Genomic DNA, 16,455 nt, shown 5'->3' on the forward strand with positions numbered 1-16,455 from the left:
GCTGTTATCTCATTCCTTTTAATTTTTTCACACTTTGTGCGATCGATGTGATGATTTGCGGCGTTAGCTCTGGTCCTTGTCCATACGTCAAACTGATTCTCATACTGCTTTTCGCCACTTCTTCTGGTTTTCCCATGGCAAGCAGTACACGGCTCGGCTCTTTTTTCTTGGCTGAGCAGGCGGATGTTGTCGAGACATACATCCCTTCTTTTTCAAGCATATGGAGGAGAACTTCAATTTGAATACCCGGTACTGAAAAATTTACAATATGCGGTGCACTTTGCGTCAGCGGTGTGTTCATGACAATGCCTTCTATTTCTCCAAGCTGTTTTTGCAGCTGCGTTTTTAAATCCAGCATCTCATCATGATGCTTTTCGAGCTGTTCAAATGAATGTTTCATGGCTTTCGCTAAGCTGACAGCTCCAGCAGGGTTTTCAGTTCCCGAACGCAGTCCCAATTCCTGCTCTCCTCCAGTAATGAAAGGAGCGAGAACGACACCTTTCTTTAAAAAGAGCGCTCCTGTGCCTTTTAAACCGTGAATTTTGTGGCCTGACATCGTCAGAAGATCCACATCCAGCTGTTTACTGAGAGCTACCTTGCCCATCCCCTGCACACCGTCGACATGAAATAGCGCGCTGCCAGTATGCTCACGAATGATGCCAGCTGCCTCTTCAATCGGCTGAATGGCACCTGTTTCGTTATTGACGTGCATCATGCTGACAAGCACTGTATCAGGGCGAAGCACCTCTTTTAAATGAGTTATATCTGCATGGCCATGCTCATTTACTTGAATATAGGAGATATCAAAGCCAAATAAAGCCTTCAGCTGTTCAAATGATTCAATGACAGAGGGATGCTCTATTGCTGTGGTCACAATGTGTTTGCCCTGATTCATTTTGGCAAGAGCTGCTCCTTTAATGGCGATGTTATTCGCTTCCGTTGCACCTGAAGTAAAAATAATCTCATATTGTTTCAAGCCTGTATAGTGAAGCATTTGTTTTCTCGTTTCGTTTAACAGCCGGCTTGCATCTATTCCTAGCTGATGAAGCGAAGATGGATTTCCAAAATAACGCTCACTCACTTGCTGATATACTTGTAAAACCTCTGGGTACGGTTTTGTTGTTGCACTATTATCAAGATACATCATGACGAACTCCTTATCCTCTTGCATTTAACTGACATCATCAAAATCCCTTATTTTTGAAAACCAAGCGGTATATTGACAACCTAATCAATTCACTATATCATGCATAGTGCCATTGTCATATTTCATCCATAATTGACAGAATATTTAAATATGGTTGAAAAATAAAATAATAAGGGGGTAACCTTATGAAAAATAAGTTAAGTCAAACAGACACATTAGCCATTGGCTTAATGTTGTTTGCACTCTTTTTCGGCGCAGGCAATATGATATTCCCGCCTGTACTTGGACAATACGCAGGTGAAAACGTGTGGCTTGCGATCGGTGGGTTTTTACTAACAGGGGTTGGACTTCCGCTCTTAGGCGTCATCGCCGTTGCCCTGACAGGAACTGGAGCAAAAGGGCTTGTTGATAAAGCGCATCCTGCATTTGGTACCATTTTCACCGTCATTTTATATTTATCCATTGGGCCGTTTTTTGCGATTCCTCGTACTGGAACAGTTTCATATGAAATTGGACTGGCACCGTTTCTTTCTGAAGCCCAGTCTGAATCATGGATTCCATTATTGTTGTTCTCAATTGCCTTTTTCGGCATTACCTATGCCCTTGCTTTAAATCCATCGAAGCTTGTTGATCGAATCGGTAAAATTTTAACACCAATTTTACTCGCTGTCATTGCTTTAATTGTGATAAAAGCAATCGCGACACCAATGGGTGGAATTGGCAGTCCCCATCCATCCTATGAAGGAAGCCCGTTGTTTACCGGCTTTTTAGAAGGCTATAAAACGATGGATGCTCTTGCTTCAATCGTTTTCGGAATTGTCGTTGTTACAGCTGTGAAAGAGCGTGGTATTACAGAGCGTAAATCTCTTGCATCCGCTTGTATTAAAGCAGGACTTGTCGCAGCTGCTGGACTAGCCCTTGTGTACATATCACTTGCTTATGTCGGAGCATCCAGTCCTGAGGCAACAGGAATGGTCGGGGCAAATGATGGCGGTAAACTCCTTTCGCTTGCGGCGAACTTTTTATTTGGTTCTGCTGGAAATATGGTGTTAGGGGCTGCGATCTTATTTGCATGTTTAACCACAAGTATTGGACTAGTCTCATCATGTGGGGAATATTTCTCGACACTTTTCCCTCGTTTATCGTATCGTACAGTTGTTTTGATTGTGTCTTTATTTAGTACATTTATAGCGAACCTTGGACTGGCGCAAATTATTTCGCTCTCTGTTCCGGTTCTTGTTGCAATTTATCCGCTAGCCATCGTGATCATTCTCTTATCTTTTCTTGATCGCTGGATCAACGGAAGACGAATCATTTATATCGTTTCACTCATCTTTACAGGTATCTTTGCTGTGATCGACGGATTAGTGGCAGCGAAGATACCGCTTGGCGGGTTACATGAATTTTTAGAAGCAGTGGTTCCTTTATACAAGCTTGGAATCGGCTGGGCCATCCCTGCCGTTCTAGGAGCCATTGTCGGCCTACTCATTTCCTTATTCACAAGTCCGCCTAAACAGCTTGCTTCATAAGCTTCAAACATCCCTTTCCATAGGTGAAGGGGATGTTTTTTATTGTTCTCCATATACTAATATAGAAAAATTCATGACTTTTGTATGAAAACAGATGTTGACATCAGGCGTACATCCTTTATAATTAGTGAATGTTAATGAAGAACGGTTTTAGCAACTAATTAACAGAATATTTCAACATAATATTGGAGGCTTTATATTCAATGAAGGCAACATTGTCGACGAAAGATACGGTTATTATCGGTTTTATGCTATTTGCTCTATTCTTCGGCGCCGGAAATATGATTTATCCACCAGAGCTTGGCCAGTATGCAGGAACAAACGTATGGAGAGCTATGGGCGGATTTTTATTAACGGGTGTCGGTTTACCTCTTCTTGGAATTATTGCGATCGCTTTAACAGGGCGTGATGCAAAAGGACTTGCAGATAAGGCACACCCAGTGTTTGGAACAGCATTCACTGTTATTTTATATTTATCTATTGGACCGCTGTTCGCTATTCCGCGTACAGGAACGGTCTCATACGAGATTGGTGCATTGCCATTTTTATCAAGTATACCACCTTGGCTATCACTTCTTTTATTTACACTTATCTTTTTTGGTATTACGTATTATCTTGCTTTAAATCCAACGAAAATCGTGGATCGTGTTGGGAAAATTTTAACACCGATTAAATTTACGATTATCTTGATTATCATTGTGAAAGCAATTTTGACCCCGATGGGTGTAATTGGTACTCCAGATGTATCATATAGTAATGGATCGTTTTTCAAAGGATTTTTAGAGGGCTACAAAACGATGGATGCTCTTGCTTCTATAGTATTTGGAATTGTTGTCATCAATGCGATTAAAGGACGCGGCGTAACAAGTAAAAAGGCACTCGCTTCTGCTTGTATCAAAGCTGGTTTGATTGCAGCTGCCGGATTAACCTTCGTTTATTTATCACTTGCGTATTTAGGTGCTTCTAGTACACATGCCATTGGGTTCGTTGGAGACGGCAGCAAAATCTTGGCTCAGTCTTCTCAATTCCTTTTCGGCAGTCTAGGAAATATCGTGTTAGGTGCTGCGATTACAGTCGCTTGTTTAACAACAAGTATCGGCCTTGTCACTTCATGCGGAGAGTATTTCTCAAAATTACTTCCTAAACTTTCTTATAAAATGGTCGTGACACTTGTTACATTATTTAGTTTCATCATTTCTAACTTTGGACTTGCTCATATTGTTGCTTTCTCTGTTCCAGTCTTAACAGCGATTTATCCGCTGGCGATTGTGATCATCGTTCTATCACTTGCTGATAAATGGCTTGGACATAGAAGACCAGTATATGTCCTCTCGTTAATTTTAACAGGGTGCGTCAGCTTATTTGACGGCTTAGCCGCAGCACAACTTCCGATCGGTCCAGTAAAAGACATCTTCCAAACAGTGCTGCCTTTTTATGATCTTGGCATTGGCTGGCTTGTCCCTGCGATACTTGGAGTCGTCATCGGTTTTGTGATCTCACTTTTCACTTCTTCTGCTTCAGAAGAACGTCAGGAACAGGCGTCATAATACAAAAAAGCTGAAGTCCTATTAATGGACTTCAGCTTTTTTATTGATGCTGATATTCTTTTTCTTGCTGAGCTAAAAGCTTCTGAACCGCTCCAGGTGATGCTTTTTCCACAGCAGCTGCTGCTACATCAAATGAACCGTTATAATCATAGGCATAAAATTTTCGCTCTGCCTCTTTTAATTGTTCTGAAAGAATGTGGTTTTGGCTTCTAAAACGATTGCCGTATTGAATGATTCGTTCAATTTGATCAACTTTAGTGAGCATTTCTTCTGTTTCACCCACGACATTTCTTACTGTGTCAGAGGCTTCTTTTAATTGTTGATTCACAGCCGGCATATTGAGCGGCAGGTTCTCCAGCTGCTCGTGCACTTGCTGAATCATCTCCTGTGCTTTTTCTGCCCGCTCTTTTATGTCAGCAGGTACACCCGGAATATTGCTTTTTTGCAGATGGCGTACTGTATCTGTCAGCATCGTTTTGAGCTCAGCCAGTGTTTCTCTCGCTTGTAATTCTTCTTTTCTTAATGATTGAAGATGCTCTTTAAACGTGTCATGCAATGCTTTTGCATCATCGATAAAGGTCTCCAGTTGATGGATCTCATCCATTAATAATGAATATGCTACATGGTCACGATCGAGCTTCTCACGAATTTGTTTCATCAGCTTTTCGATTTCTTCTAAGCGTTTTTCAAACGCCTTCTGTTGATCGAGCTCACCGGCTGTCAGTTTGTAGCTTTCTTTCACAAGAGCTGTTTCTGCCTTTGTTTCGGTGTGATCCTGCTCGAGCTTTTCAAATGCTTCCGTCAGCTCAGGCATTTTGCTTTTGATTTCCTGACCTGCTTCTACTTCCGCTTCCAGCTGATCATACAGTGTCTGAATCGCATCATCAATCATTTGCAAAATGTTTGATGCCTCATCCATATTGAGTTCATCAATAAGCAGTTTTTCCGCACGGGTCAGCTGTTTGTTTAAGTTCTCAAGCTCTTTAGTGATCTGGATGTGCTCAAGCTTGTAGCCTTTGTCTGTCATTTCTTTATATCCGTCTTTCAGCTTCGTCAGCTGGCCTGGTACGGTTTGTTTACAGTCTGCAATGAGCTTCGGTACATCATTGATATACAGTTGAAGCTGATCGAGTCTGCGGTCTTGCTCAAGCAAAATCTTTCTTGCTTTCATGTAGTTGCCGTTTTCTGTCTCTTCCTCGTACTGCTTGATCCCTTCCCATGCCTCGTCTAAGTCCTGCTCCATTTTGTCATAAAGGGTGCCGTATAAATGGCTGTACGCAAGCAGATTTTTTCGAACCGTTTGATATTGTTCTTTGACCTTTTCAATGTCTTTGCGATTTTGCTCCTCACTTGTGACAAGGTCTGCAATCTCTTTTAAAATGTCTTCAATGTTCGAATCAGCAGCACTCAGCAAGTCCTCAATGTGCGTTAGAACCTGCTTGGCTTTGGAGAATCGATATTTATCAGAATACTCTTCTGCATCATATAATAGCTCCTCTACCTTTGGAAGATGGGCTGTGACGATATCGTCCCACTCTGCACGCCATCTTTCAAAAAATTGCTCTGTTTCTCCGGTCATTTTTAAATGTTTGATTTTTGAAATTTCTTCTACAATTGATCTGTTTAAAATTTCAATTTTCCATGCTTCCAATCGGTCAATCTCTTTATATATATTTTTTCGCAGGAAATAACCGACTGAAAACAAAGCAAGCAAAATGACAATTAAACCGATGATTAACTCCATAATGAGCCCCCTTGTTGTGATCTAAGTGATGTCAGGGTAAAGTGTCCCGAGTAGACCTGAGAACCCTTTCGTGTCCGCTTTGCAATTGTTTTTATAAGCAGGATCGTATGTTTTCCAATACCATCCATTCACGGTTTTATGTATGTTTTTTCAAGAAAGTATTTGAGCGCTTTCTATCTTTTGATCACTCGTATCGATGTGACCTGCTTTTATGTATGCGGAAGCTGTCGTTTTCATTGTTATTATGATACCATGTAACCAGCATTTTGGGTCATGATTTTTCATTATTTTCGCTGATAAACATTACGTTTTTCAAAATATCAACAAGAGGTGACGACATGCTGAAACAAGATGCACATCTACACACACCATTTTGCCCGCACGGCTCGCTTGATCCTTTTCATTCTTATATTGAAAAAGCCATCAAAAAGGGATTTGATTCCATAACCTTTACCGAGCATGCCCCGCTGCCTCCATCGTTTCAGGACCCAACACCTGAGCAGGATAGTGCCATGAAGCTCCAAGACCTTGAAGCATATCTCACAAAACTTGCTGAGCTGAAACAAGAGTACAAAGGACAATTAATAGTAAAAACTGGGCTAGAGGTTGACTATATCAAAGAGTATGAAGAGGAAACAAGAGCCTTTTTAGACTGCTACGGTCCAGAACTAGACGACGGCATTTTATCTGTTCACTTTCTTCCTGCTGGCGATAATTATATTTGCCTTGATTTTGACGAGCATGCTTTCCAGCAGCTAATAAGCATCTATGGCAGCATCGAACAGGTCTATCAAAGCTACTATGACCAAATTCATTCTTCCATTCTATCATCTTTGGGTCCCTATAAGCCAAAGAGAATCGGTCATATCACCCTTGTCCAGAAATTCAAACAGCTTTTCCCATATGAGATGTCATCAGAACTTTGTCAAAAGGTCACCCTTTGTCTAGAAGAAACGGCAAAAAAAGGCATGTCCTTAGATTTTAATACATCAGGTCTTCGTAAAACATATGCCAGAAGTATCTATTTAGATCAATGGATGATTGATCTTGCAAAACAGAAAAAAATTCCGCTCATATTCGGGTCAGATGCCCATCAAGCGGAAGATCTCGGATATGCTTATGATCAATTCGAGGACATCATGAGCTTGAGATGAGAATCTAATGCCGGCTCTTTTGGTTCTAGCAGATGATGAAGTGAGCGGCTCAGCTCCTTAAAGTACATTTGATAGAAATACGGCTCACTTGGATTCAGATAAAGCACCTCTGTTAAATATTGCGGCTGTAAATATGGCATCATGAGAAGTGATTTCAGCTGAATCATAAAGGATGAAAGTGAAAGCTGCTCACAAATAACATGGGTGCTTTTTCCTTTTTCGATGATCAGCTGAAACAAATACTTTTCTTTTGTTAAATATGTCGACATGATTTCTCTAATGAGCGTCGAATCAATCGTCACCTCTCGATAAACGAAACGGGTTAATTGACGGTGCTCGTGCTGATAAGATAAAATATCAAAAACCACATGAAGTAAGCATTCTTTTGCGTGACGGGTTTCCATGTGATGGATATGTGTTTCAATCATGTGAATGTAGCCTTCATAAAAATCGGCTACGAGCTGTTCAAGCAGCCCCCCTTTTCCTTGAAAGTAATAAGATATATGGGCAACGTTGACGTTTGCTTCCTTCGCAATCTCACGGACAGAGGTTCCAGAAAATCCTTTTTGGTTAAATAGTCTGATGGCAGCATCAATAATACGGTCTTTTGTTTGCACACTTGTTGATGTTTTCATCCGCTCACCCCTCTTCATGAGTACATACTTCAAGATGAAGGCGGAAGTTCCTTTTACAATTGCTCGACAAATCCCACATACGAGACGCAAGTTATGTATTTTTAAGATAGAAAGTAGGAGATTTTCATGTTTCATGTCGAAAAACAGTCTGGCGATCCGTCAAAAGACTATCAATTGCTTGTTAAACAGGTAGAAGCCATTACTGATGGTGAACCTGACCTGATTGCCAATTTGGCAAATGCAGCTGCGCTGCTCTATCACTCACTTCCTGAAGTCAATTGGGCAGGTTTTTATTTGGCAAAGGGCGGCGAGCTTGTGCTTGGACCGTTTAACGGACTGCCTGCATGTGTGCGCATCCCTTCTGGTAAAGGCGTTTGCGGTACAGCGTTTGCGACAGGTGAAGTGCAGCGTATCGCTGATGTGCATGCATTCCCTGGACATATTGCATGTGATGCAGCATCACAATCTGAAATTGTCATTCCGCTCAAGGTCAATGGAGAAATCATTGGGGTGCTCGACATTGACAGCCCAGTGAAAGACCGCTTCAGTGAAGTAGATGAGACTTACCTTATTCAATTTACAGAGATTCTTCAACAGGCGTTATCCGTCTCTTTGGATGCATAATCGAATAGAAAAAGCAGACACATTGTCTGCTTTTTTATTTTCCTTTGTTTGATGGTGAAGTTCACTTCTGCCTCTAAATAGGTTGACTTCTCCTATCCAGCGTCATATAATAGAGTTTGTGTGAAATATGGCAGCCTTTTTGTTCGGCTTTTTTGTATCATTTTGTTCCTTCTATAGAAGGTGCATCTTGTAACTCCCTGCTGCTGGAGCGAGGATGCATGAAAACATAATGACGAAAAAGAGGAAGAACAGACGGTTTTTATTTTTCACAAATAAAAACAATAAGGAGGAGTCACATTATGGCTCGCTATACAGGTCCAAGTTGGAAGATTTCCCGCCGTTTAGGCATTTCATTAAGCGGAACAGGTAAGGAACTTGAAAAACGCCCTTACGCTCCAGGCCCACATGGTCCAGGACAACGCAAAAAACTATCTGAATACGGTTTACAATTACAAGAGAAGCAAAAGCTTCGTCACATGTACGGTGTCAACGAACGTCAATTCCGTACACTATATGACAGAGCTGCTAAACTTCCTGGTAAACAAGGTGAAAACTTCATGATCCTTCTTGAAACTCGCCTTGACAACCTAGTATACCGTCTTGGCCTTGCTCGTACTCGCCGCCAAGCTCGTCAGCTAGTAAACCATGGTCACATCCTTGTTGATGGAAGCCGTGTAGACATCCCATCTTTCTCTGTGAAACCAGGTCAAACGATTGCTCTTCGTGAGAAATCTCAAAACCTTTCAGTAGTGAAAGAATCAGTTGAAGTTAACAACTTCGTTCCTGAATACCTTTCTTTCGATGCTGAAAAGCTTGAAGGAACTTTCACTCGTCTTCCAGAGCGTTCTGAATTAGCGCCTGAAATCAGCGAACAACTAATCGTTGAGTTCTACTCTCGTTAATTTCATTACTTCTCTAAGAGAGAGCAAACAAACCCTAGATACCTTGATTGTTCAAGGATTTCTAGGGTTTTTTGTTTCGCGTAAATTATATAACGTAAAAACGAATGTATGACAGACCCTCATTCTTACTTCAATTAAACCTGTCTTAATTTTTATATACAAATATAGGTAATATTTCATTGAATTGCCTTTTTTCTATTGGTACAATATTGATAGATGACATATCAGTCGTTTGGTCTTCTATAGTACGCAGATGGAGGAGTTCCATGTATAGTATCACAATCATTCTATTTTTACTTTTAATCTTAGCAATGATCGCCTATTCTCTTTTAAGAAAAAAACAAATCATAGATGAACCACCCAATAGATTTGCTGCAAGTCTGTTTATCTTCCTGCTCTTTTTTTCTATCTGCTTTGTGATCGCCGTTCCTAGTATATTGCTATACATCACCGTTTTAGGTGTGAATTTTCTTTTTGGAGAAACCATCACGTACGATTCGTTTTTTTCTTTGATCTCTTTCTCTTTGTTAGTGAGTGTCATCGTCGTTTTTTGGTCACCAGTCCTTCTATTCATAGGAAAAGGACTGGCTTATCTCCTTAAACTTCCTGTATGGCTCACTTATGCTTTGGAATGGGTAAGTTCTTGGATCGTTTTACATCTCTCTATCAAGTATGTCCTTTACTTAAATTTAATGAATGTATCGATAGGGGATTCCGGCATATTGATCTTATCATTCTTTGTCAGCTTTATATTTATTGAAATTGATCTCGTTTACTCACGTATGAAGCAACGTAAACAATCGCTAGACACATAGACTTCGTATGAAAAAAAGCTCCTAGATATTTTACTAGGAGCTTTAAACCGTTCATTCTTCACTTGTCCATTTTGCGAGTAGCTGCTCTGTTGTCAGGACCGTCGCAAATTCATCATGCAGTGTTGCAAGTGAGAGCCGATGGATCGTTTCTGGGTCAAAATATGTACCGGTTTGATCTGTTAGTCCAAAGGCGGCTGTTGCATCTGAGATTAGGTACGTATCAAAGCCAAGATTTCCGCTCATTCTTGTTGTTGTTGATACGCAGTGAGGTGTTGTGAGTCCTGCGATCACGACAGTGTCAATCTGGTTTGATCTTAGTTGTTCCTCTAAGTTTGTGCCTATAAAGCTGCTGTTGACTTTCTTTTGGATGACCATTTCTTTCTCTAGCGGTCTGGCAATCTCTTTGAAAAGATGTCCTTCATTTGCCGGATGAAATACAGAGTCCGGATTGTCAGCTGTATGCTGAATATGAATCACTTTCCAGCCTTTCTCTCTCCAAAATGTTAATAGACGGCTGATATTCTTCTCTGCCTCTAGATTATTCCGTTCTCCCCATTTTTCATGCTCAAACGCCTTTTGTACATCAACAATGATTAAAGCTTTTTGATTCGTTTGCACAAACGCCCACCTCCGAAGATTCTTATTCACTACATGTAGTGTAAGTAATGGTGAAGGTTTTGTACATGTTTTTATTTCTCTTCATCCTGTTTTGCTTGTTTTTTGCATCCAAAAACAAACCACACACTGGCCATGATGTAATAGATCCCAATGATTGATATGCAGTTAGACAGCACCTCACCTACTTGAACTGATTTGATCATCTTCATCTAACAGCTGTCGTATATCGCGTGACATCAAAAAAGACAGCATAAGCCTGCTGTCTTTTTTCATTATTTAATTCGTATTCTGTCCTCCGCCGTTCAGTCCTTCTTTAATATACCCTTTGACTTGGCTTGAGGTTAATAGACCAATATGTCCAACGCCATGGATTTGGACGTTTTTTGCACCAATTAAACGAGAAAGGCTGTTAACGACGATGAGATCGGCTGAGCTATAGACGGATGTGTAAAGAATTTTTTGATTTGGATCGGTGCCTGGTAAGGCTCTGCTTGAAACGAGTCCGTTTGCTCCACCAATTGTGACAACGTTTTCAATTTTATCTCCGCCATCTAGATTTTTAATATAGTATAATGTGTTCGCCCCACCCATACTATGAGCCACAATATCTACTTTTTTGGCACCCGTTTTGTTTAACACATCTTGGACGAATTTAGATAGACGCGGACCATTGTTGCGGTTATTTCCTGTTTTGTCTATGAAATCGATAGCATATAATTGGTTTCGATCCCAGCCTTGTCCAACCAAGTAACTTTTAATCGAAGCAAAGTTATAAGAGGCACCACCAATACCATGCACCATCACAACCGGATTATGCTCAGCCGCCTTCACCTCTTTCGGCTGGATAAAAGCCATTGAACCAATAACTAATGCAAGTGCAACGAGAATTTGCAAACTTCTTTTCTTAAATAGAATCACTTTCATTCCCCCTTATTCATCTTATTCCCCTCTATTTTATATAATATAAATATGTCAGAAAAGTGAACAAGGTAATATTTATGAAATGATTAAACAGCACTATAAATAATCAAAAAGCATCTTGGACTTTTTTAAATCAAACCTAAAAGACTACGAGATCTATTTTCTTTCATATATAATACGAATAGACAAAAGGAGGTTCTACTAGATGCTATTTAGGCAAACACCTGCCCCACCCTACTATGCCGTGATTTTTACATCAAAACGAACAAATGTCGAGCAGAAAGAATACGCTGCTGCTGCTCAAAAAATGGAAGAATTAGCGAAAGACTTAGACGGGTTTCTTGGAATTGAAAGTGTACGAGATGAACATGGTGTTGGGATCACTGTTTCTTACTGGGATTCATTAACAGCAATCAAAGAATGGAAAGCACATACAGCACATCAGCGTGTTCAGAAAAAGGGGAAAGCAGATTGGTATGAATCCTATACCACCCGTATTTGCAAGGTCGAACATGCTTATACAAACGAAAATTCACTCCTTGAATAAGAAGCAAACGATTGTAAAATAATCAGCCAACATCAGCTTGATTCCTATTTCTAAAAAAGAAAAGCACCTCAATGTATACCTACATTTGAGGTGCTTTTGTTGTTTTATTAAGATTTATTTATATGTCACAAGGAAGTATTTCTTTTTTCCTCTTCTTAAGACAGTAAATTGGTTTTCAATTCTGTCTTCAGTTGAAAGGACATAATCTTTATCGGTTTGTCTCTCTCCGTTGATGGAGACAGCACCATTTGTAATATCTTCACGTGCTTGACGTTTTGACGGAGACAGCTTTGATTCCACAAGTACATCGACAAGTGTTAATTCTTCTGTGCTGCTTTTCTCCATTGATGGAACATCCTTAAAGCCTACTTTCACTTCTTCAGCTGTAAGAGATTTGATCTCACCTTTAAATAGCGCATTTGAGATGTTGACTGCCTGTTCTAGTGATTCCCGGCCATGTACAAGCGTTGTCACTTCCTCTGCTAGACGGCGCTGTGCTTCACGTTTTTCAGGTGCTGTTTGCACTTTTTCTTCGTACGATGCGATCTCTTCTTTCGATAAGAACGTAAAGTATTTTAAGTATTTCACGACATCACGGTCATCTGTGTTGATCCAGAATTGGTAGAACTCATAAGGAGACGTTTTTTCTTTATCTAACCAGATAGCGCCGCCTTCTGTTTTACCAAACTTTGTTCCGTCTGCTTTTGTGACAAGCGGCATCGTTAGACCGAATGCTTTTGCCCCTTCTGCTTCAGACTTACGGATTAACTCAAGTCCAGATGTGATATTGCCCCACTGGTCACTTCCGCCAATTTGCAGCTTACAGTTTTCATTTCTGTAAAGGTTTAAGAAGTCTAAAGATTGCAGGATCACGTAGCTGAATTCTGTGTACGAGATTCCTGTTTCAATACGTGAGCTGACGATATCTTTTGCCAGCATGAAGTTCACACCGAAGTTCTTTCCAATATCACGAAGGAACGTGATGACATTCATTTGGCTGATCCAGTCGTAGTTATTGACGATAACAGCTGGGTTTACGTCTGCTTCAAAATCAAGAAACTGCGACAGCTGTCCTTTGATTTTCTCTGTCCACTGCTCTACGATTTCTGCTGGATTTAGTGAACGTTCTGCTTTTTTAAAGCTAGGGTCGCCGATTAGTCCAGTCGCGCCGCCAACAAGAGCAATCGGGTGATGACCTGCTTCCTGGAATCTGCGTAATGTTAAAATTGGCAATAGGTGACCTATGTGTAAGCTGTCAGCTGTCGGATCAAAGCCGGAGTAAAGCTTGATTTTCTCTTCTGCTAATAATTTTGTTAAGCCTTCTTCATCTGTTTGCTGCTGAATTAATCCTCTGAATGATAACTCTTCCATCAATTGACTCATATCCAATTCTCCTTTTTTTACAATTCAACATAAAAAACGCCCCTTCGAATGAACGAAGGGACGATATATATCGCGGTACCACCCTGCTTAAAAGACAAAAAACCTTGTCTTTTCACTTACACTGATAACGGATAGATCCGTTCTTTCACTAATCAGGGCAACATATATGCTCCTTTTCGTAAAAGCGGTTCGTGAGGGTAATTCGAATATCTCTTTGTACTGACTCGCACCAGCCGTCAGCTCTCTTGGACAGGGAAAGATGATTCTACTGAATCTCAGTCAAAACCTTTTCATATTCAACTAATGTCATTTTTAACATACTTTCGATATCAAGTCAACTGATGAAAAAATGTTAATCTTCCATTGTCGAAAGGTCGCCAGCCGGTAAATTCAGCTCCCACGCCTTTAGCACACGTCTCATGATTTTTCCGCTTCGTGTTTTTGGCAGTTTGTCTTTAAACTCAATTTCACGCGGTGCTGCATGTGCTGCGAGTCCTTTTTTCACAAAGGTACGAATCTCTTCTTTCAGCTCATCTGTCGGCTCATATCCGCTTCTGAGCGCAATAAATGCTTTAATAATTTCGCCGCGGACTGGATCTGGCTTTCCAATGACACCAGCCTCTGCAATGGCCGGATGTTCGACTAATTTACTTTCCACCTCAAATGGACCGACCCGCTCTCCTGAAGTCATGATGACATCATCGACACGTCCCTGGAACCAAAAGTATCCGTCTTCGTCCATATAAGCTGAATCTCCTGAAACATACCAATCTCCCGGCATAAAGTACGATTCATATTTTTCAGGATTGTTCCAGATCGTATGCATCATAGAAGGCCAGCCTTTTTTAATAGCGAGGTTGCCCATCCGGTATGGTGGAAGTTCATTTCCGGCATTATCCACAATCGCCGCTTCTACGCCTGGAATTGGTTTTCCCATCGAGCCTGGCTTGATGTCCATGCATGGATAATTACAAATTAGCTGTGCACCGGTTTCTGTCATCCACCAAGTGTCGTGTATTCGTTTGCCAAATACAGCATCTCCCCAGCGGATGACTTCTGGATTAAGAGGCTCTCCTACACTTAAAACATGACGAAGCGAGCTGAGGTCATATTTTTGAATGAGATCATCCCCTGCCCCCATCAGCATTCTAAAGGCGGTCGGGGCACTGTACCAGACGGTCACACCAAGTGATTCAATGGTTTCATACCACGTATCTGGATTAAACCTGCCGCCTAAAATCACATTCGTTGCCCCATTGAACCACGGTGAAAAAATACCGTACACTGTGCCTGTTACCCAGCCTGGATCAGCTGTACACCAATAAACGTCATTTTCTTTCAGATCAAGCACCCATTTACCAGTCTGGCCTTGCTGCACCATCGCACCATGGACATGAAGTACACCTTTTGGCGTACCGGTTGATCCTGATGTGTAATGTAGCAGGAAGCCGTCTTTTTCATCCATCCATTCAATCTCAAGTTCCTTTGCTGCCTCTTCAAATGCGTCTTCATAGTGAATTGTCCGCACACCATCGATGTCTTCATTTTCACCACCAACAATGATGACAGATTCAAGCTTCGGAAGCTCTGCAAATGGAATTCGCTCAAGCAGATCAGGTGTTGTCACGATGACCTTTGCCTCGCTATTTTCTAAACGGTCTTTGACGGCTCCTTCCATAAATGCCTCAAATAACGGACCAGCGATTGCACCAATTTTGACTGCACCAAGTAGAAGGAAATAGAGCTCGGGTGATCTTGGCATAAAGATAAACACGCGATCCCCTTTTTGCACATGTGCCTTTTCTCTGAATAAATTTCCCGCTTTGTTCGTATTGATTTTCATATCCCTGAACGTATACTTTTCATCCCGCTGTGAATCTTTGTAGTGAAGCGCCACCTTGTTCTTACGAAACGAGTCCGCATGTCTGTCAATCGCTTCATAGGCTGCATTTATTTTTCCTGTTTCATACCAAGAGAAATGTTTTCTTGCTTCCTCCCATGAAAAATCTTTGTATGCCTGCTCATAATCATGTAAATGATAATCCCCTTTTACTGATGGTAGCGTTTCCAATTTCATCAAACAGTCCCCCTTTGCATACGTTTACAATGACCATTATAGTATAGATGACTTTTTTTCTCAATTTTTAAAAAACTTATAGTGAAACCGTTTTAATTCTTGCAAGATTTAAGATAAAATAGAGACGACTCACTAGAATTTGAGGCGGTGGATACGTGGAGCATCCTAAAACTTATTATTCAAAAACCATTGAGCGAGAAACAGATTCCATCCTCATTGAAGGACCGGTATCTGCATCAGCGCTTGCGAATTACACGTTTCATGAAGGACTAACGGCTTTTCGCACGCCTGAGGAACAGAAACAAGCACTTGTTGAAATAGCAAATCTTCCAGAAGGACGTATTATCATTGCAAGAGTGGATGAGCTTGTCGTAGGCTATGTCACGTATTTGTACCCTGATCCGCTTGAGCGCTGGTCAGAGGGCAACATGGACAATTTAATTGAGCTTGGCGCAATTGAGGTCGCCCCTCCATTTAGAGGATGCTCGCTTGGCAAGCATTTACTTGATGTGAGCATGATGGATGAACAAATGGAGAATTACATCATTATTACAACTGAATATTACTGGCATTGGGATTTAAAGGGGACAAAGAAAAATGTGTGGGAGTACCGCAAAATGATGGAGAAAATGATGAACGCAGGCGGCCTTGTCTGGTTTGCAACAGACGAGCCTGAGATCAGCTCACACCCTGCCAATTGTTTAATGGCCCGAATCGGCAAACATGTGAGTCCTGATTCAATTGAGCGTTTCGATCGTCTTCGATTCCATCAGCGCTTTATGTATTAACGTTCAATTCGTTTTTTTGGCAAA

16 protein-coding genes and 1 other annotated feature are annotated in these 16,455 nt (G+C 41.0%); of the genes, 8 read left to right on the top strand and 8 right to left on the bottom strand.

All coding sequences use genetic code 11. From position 1 onward, the window contains the following. Positions 1-4: 4 nt before the first annotated feature. Positions 5-1,147: a cysteine desulfurase family protein gene (locus AKG37_RS03860; protein ID WP_060697629.1), complete on the bottom strand. Its 1,143-nt coding sequence runs from the start codon at positions 1,145-1,147 to the stop codon at positions 5-7. 185 nt (positions 1,148-1,332) lie between these two features. Between AKG37_RS03860 and brnQ (AKG37_RS03865) the strand changes: the two genes are divergently transcribed. Both brnQ (AKG37_RS03865) and brnQ (AKG37_RS03870) read left to right on the top strand, forming a co-directional pair. Beyond that, positions 1,333-2,676: a branched-chain amino acid transport system II carrier protein gene (gene brnQ / locus AKG37_RS03865; RefSeq protein WP_060697630.1), complete on the top strand. Its 1,344-nt coding sequence runs from the start codon at positions 1,333-1,335 to the stop codon at positions 2,674-2,676. A 203-nt stretch (positions 2,677-2,879) separates the two neighbouring features. After that, a complete protein-coding gene (gene brnQ, locus AKG37_RS03870; protein WP_060697631.1) occupies positions 2,880-4,223 on the top strand; it encodes a branched-chain amino acid transport system II carrier protein in 1,344 nt (447 codons plus the stop codon). A gap of 40 nt (positions 4,224-4,263) precedes the next feature. On the opposite strand, the gene ezrA is transcribed toward brnQ (AKG37_RS03870), so the two are convergent. Then, the gene (gene ezrA / locus AKG37_RS03875; RefSeq protein WP_060697632.1) at positions 4,264-5,967 is read right to left on the bottom strand and encodes a septation ring formation regulator EzrA; all 1,704 of its coding nucleotides are present in this window, start codon (positions 5,965-5,967) and stop codon (positions 4,264-4,266) included. A gap of 338 nt (positions 5,968-6,305) precedes the next feature. Between ezrA and hisJ the strand changes: the two genes are divergently transcribed. Continuing rightward, positions 6,306-7,121: a histidinol-phosphatase HisJ gene (hisJ, locus tag AKG37_RS03880; RefSeq protein ID WP_060697633.1), complete on the top strand. Its 816-nt coding sequence runs from the start codon at positions 6,306-6,308 to the stop codon at positions 7,119-7,121. On the opposite strand, the gene refZ is transcribed toward hisJ, so the two are convergent. Next, positions 7,091-7,756, bottom strand: coding sequence for a forespore capture DNA-binding protein RefZ (gene refZ / locus AKG37_RS03885; protein ID WP_060697634.1), 666 nt, complete (start codon positions 7,754-7,756; stop codon positions 7,091-7,093). The genes hisJ and refZ overlap by 31 nt on opposite strands. Before the next feature lie 126 nt (positions 7,757-7,882). Between refZ and AKG37_RS03890 the strand changes: the two genes are divergently transcribed. The 3 genes from AKG37_RS03890 to AKG37_RS03900 all read left to right on the top strand — a co-directional run bounded on the left by AKG37_RS03890 (position 7,883) and on the right by AKG37_RS03900 (position 10,097). Beyond that, positions 7,883-8,380, top strand: a complete 498-nt coding sequence (locus AKG37_RS03890) for a GAF domain-containing protein (RefSeq protein WP_060697635.1) — start codon at positions 7,883-7,885, stop codon at positions 8,378-8,380. Positions 8,381-8,679: 299 nt separating this feature from the next. Next, complete coding sequence (gene rpsD, locus AKG37_RS03895) at positions 8,680-9,282, top strand: 30S ribosomal protein S4 (RefSeq protein ID WP_060697636.1); 603 nt, start codon at positions 8,680-8,682, stop codon at positions 9,280-9,282. Positions 9,283-9,548: 266 nt separating this feature from the next. Next, complete coding sequence (locus AKG37_RS03900; RefSeq protein ID WP_060697637.1) at positions 9,549-10,097, top strand: hypothetical protein; 549 nt, start codon at positions 9,549-9,551, stop codon at positions 10,095-10,097. Positions 10,098-10,148: 51 nt separating this feature from the next. Here AKG37_RS03900 and AKG37_RS03905 read toward each other — a convergent pair whose 3' ends face one another. The 3 genes from AKG37_RS03905 to AKG37_RS03910 form a co-directional block, all read right to left on the bottom strand. Then, positions 10,149-10,715, bottom strand: a complete 567-nt coding sequence (locus tag AKG37_RS03905) for a cysteine hydrolase family protein (protein ID WP_060697638.1) — start codon at positions 10,713-10,715, stop codon at positions 10,149-10,151. Positions 10,716-10,786: 71 nt separating this feature from the next. Further along, entirely contained in the window at positions 10,787-10,918 is a 132-nt protein-coding gene (locus AKG37_RS19265; RefSeq protein WP_273700870.1) for a hypothetical protein, read from the bottom strand. 73 nt (positions 10,919-10,991) lie between these two features. Further along, positions 10,992-11,570 carry an esterase/lipase family protein gene (locus AKG37_RS03910; RefSeq protein ID WP_413597980.1) on the bottom strand — a complete coding sequence of 193 codons (579 nt, stop codon included), beginning with the start codon at positions 11,568-11,570 and terminating at the stop codon, positions 10,992-10,994. A 271-nt stretch (positions 11,571-11,841) separates the two neighbouring features. Here AKG37_RS03910 and AKG37_RS03915 point away from each other — a divergent pair, with 271 nt between their 5' ends. Next, positions 11,842-12,183 carry an antibiotic biosynthesis monooxygenase family protein gene (locus tag AKG37_RS03915; protein ID WP_060697640.1) on the top strand — a complete coding sequence of 114 codons (342 nt, stop codon included), beginning with the start codon at positions 11,842-11,844 and terminating at the stop codon, positions 12,181-12,183. A 114-nt stretch (positions 12,184-12,297) separates the two neighbouring features. Here the strand turns inward: AKG37_RS03915 and tyrS are convergent, their stop codons facing one another. Then, positions 12,298-13,566, bottom strand: a complete 1,269-nt coding sequence (gene tyrS / locus AKG37_RS03920) for a tyrosine--tRNA ligase (RefSeq protein WP_060697641.1) — start codon at positions 13,564-13,566, stop codon at positions 12,298-12,300. Between the two features lie 53 nt (positions 13,567-13,619). Next, positions 13,620-13,858, bottom strand: a binding site (T-box leader). A 60-nt stretch (positions 13,859-13,918) separates the two neighbouring features. Beyond that, positions 13,919-15,643, bottom strand: coding sequence for an acetate--CoA ligase (acsA, locus tag AKG37_RS03925; protein WP_060697642.1), 1,725 nt, complete (start codon positions 15,641-15,643; stop codon positions 13,919-13,921). Between the two features lie 155 nt (positions 15,644-15,798). Here acsA and AKG37_RS03930 point away from each other — a divergent pair, with 155 nt between their 5' ends. After that, positions 15,799-16,431, top strand: coding sequence for a GNAT family N-acetyltransferase (locus AKG37_RS03930; RefSeq protein ID WP_060697643.1), 633 nt, complete (start codon positions 15,799-15,801; stop codon positions 16,429-16,431). Positions 16,432-16,455 lie beyond the last annotated feature (24 nt).

This window comes from Bacillus australimaris (assembly GCF_001307105.1).
In the GTDB taxonomy this organism is placed as follows: Bacteria; Bacillota; Bacilli; order Bacillales; family Bacillaceae; genus Bacillus; species Bacillus australimaris.

Bases quoted from the DNA above. Each gene is read 5' to 3' on its own strand.
- AKG37_RS03860 (WP_060697629.1), bottom strand. From the start codon at position 1,147: ATGATGTATCTTGATAATAGTGCAACAACAAAACCGTACCCAGAGGTT.
- brnQ (WP_060697630.1), top strand. From the start codon at position 1,333: ATGAAAAATAAGTTAAGTCAAACAGACACATTAGCCATTGGCTTAATG.
- brnQ (WP_060697631.1), top strand. From the start codon at position 2,880: ATGAAGGCAACATTGTCGACGAAAGATACGGTTATTATCGGTTTTATG.
- ezrA (WP_060697632.1), bottom strand. From the start codon at position 5,967: ATGGAGTTAATCATCGGTTTAATTGTCATTTTGCTTGCTTTGTTTTCA.
- hisJ (WP_060697633.1), top strand. From the start codon at position 6,306: ATGCTGAAACAAGATGCACATCTACACACACCATTTTGCCCGCACGGC.
- refZ (WP_060697634.1), bottom strand. From the start codon at position 7,756: ATGAAAACATCAACAAGTGTGCAAACAAAAGACCGTATTATTGATGCT.
- AKG37_RS03890 (WP_060697635.1), top strand. From the start codon at position 7,883: ATGTTTCATGTCGAAAAACAGTCTGGCGATCCGTCAAAAGACTATCAA.
- rpsD (WP_060697636.1), top strand. From the start codon at position 8,680: ATGGCTCGCTATACAGGTCCAAGTTGGAAGATTTCCCGCCGTTTAGGC.
- AKG37_RS03900 (WP_060697637.1), top strand. From the start codon at position 9,549: ATGTATAGTATCACAATCATTCTATTTTTACTTTTAATCTTAGCAATG.
- AKG37_RS19265 (WP_273700870.1), bottom strand. From the start codon at position 10,918: ATGATCAAATCAGTTCAAGTAGGTGAGGTGCTGTCTAACTGCATATCA.
- AKG37_RS03910 (WP_413597980.1), bottom strand. From the start codon at position 11,570: ATGGCTTTTATCCAGCCGAAAGAGGTGAAGGCGGCTGAGCATAATCCG.
- AKG37_RS03915 (WP_060697640.1), top strand. From the start codon at position 11,842: ATGCTATTTAGGCAAACACCTGCCCCACCCTACTATGCCGTGATTTTT.
- tyrS (WP_060697641.1), bottom strand. From the start codon at position 13,566: ATGAGTCAATTGATGGAAGAGTTATCATTCAGAGGATTAATTCAGCAG.
- acsA (WP_060697642.1), bottom strand. From the start codon at position 15,643: ATGAAATTGGAAACGCTACCATCAGTAAAAGGGGATTATCATTTACAT.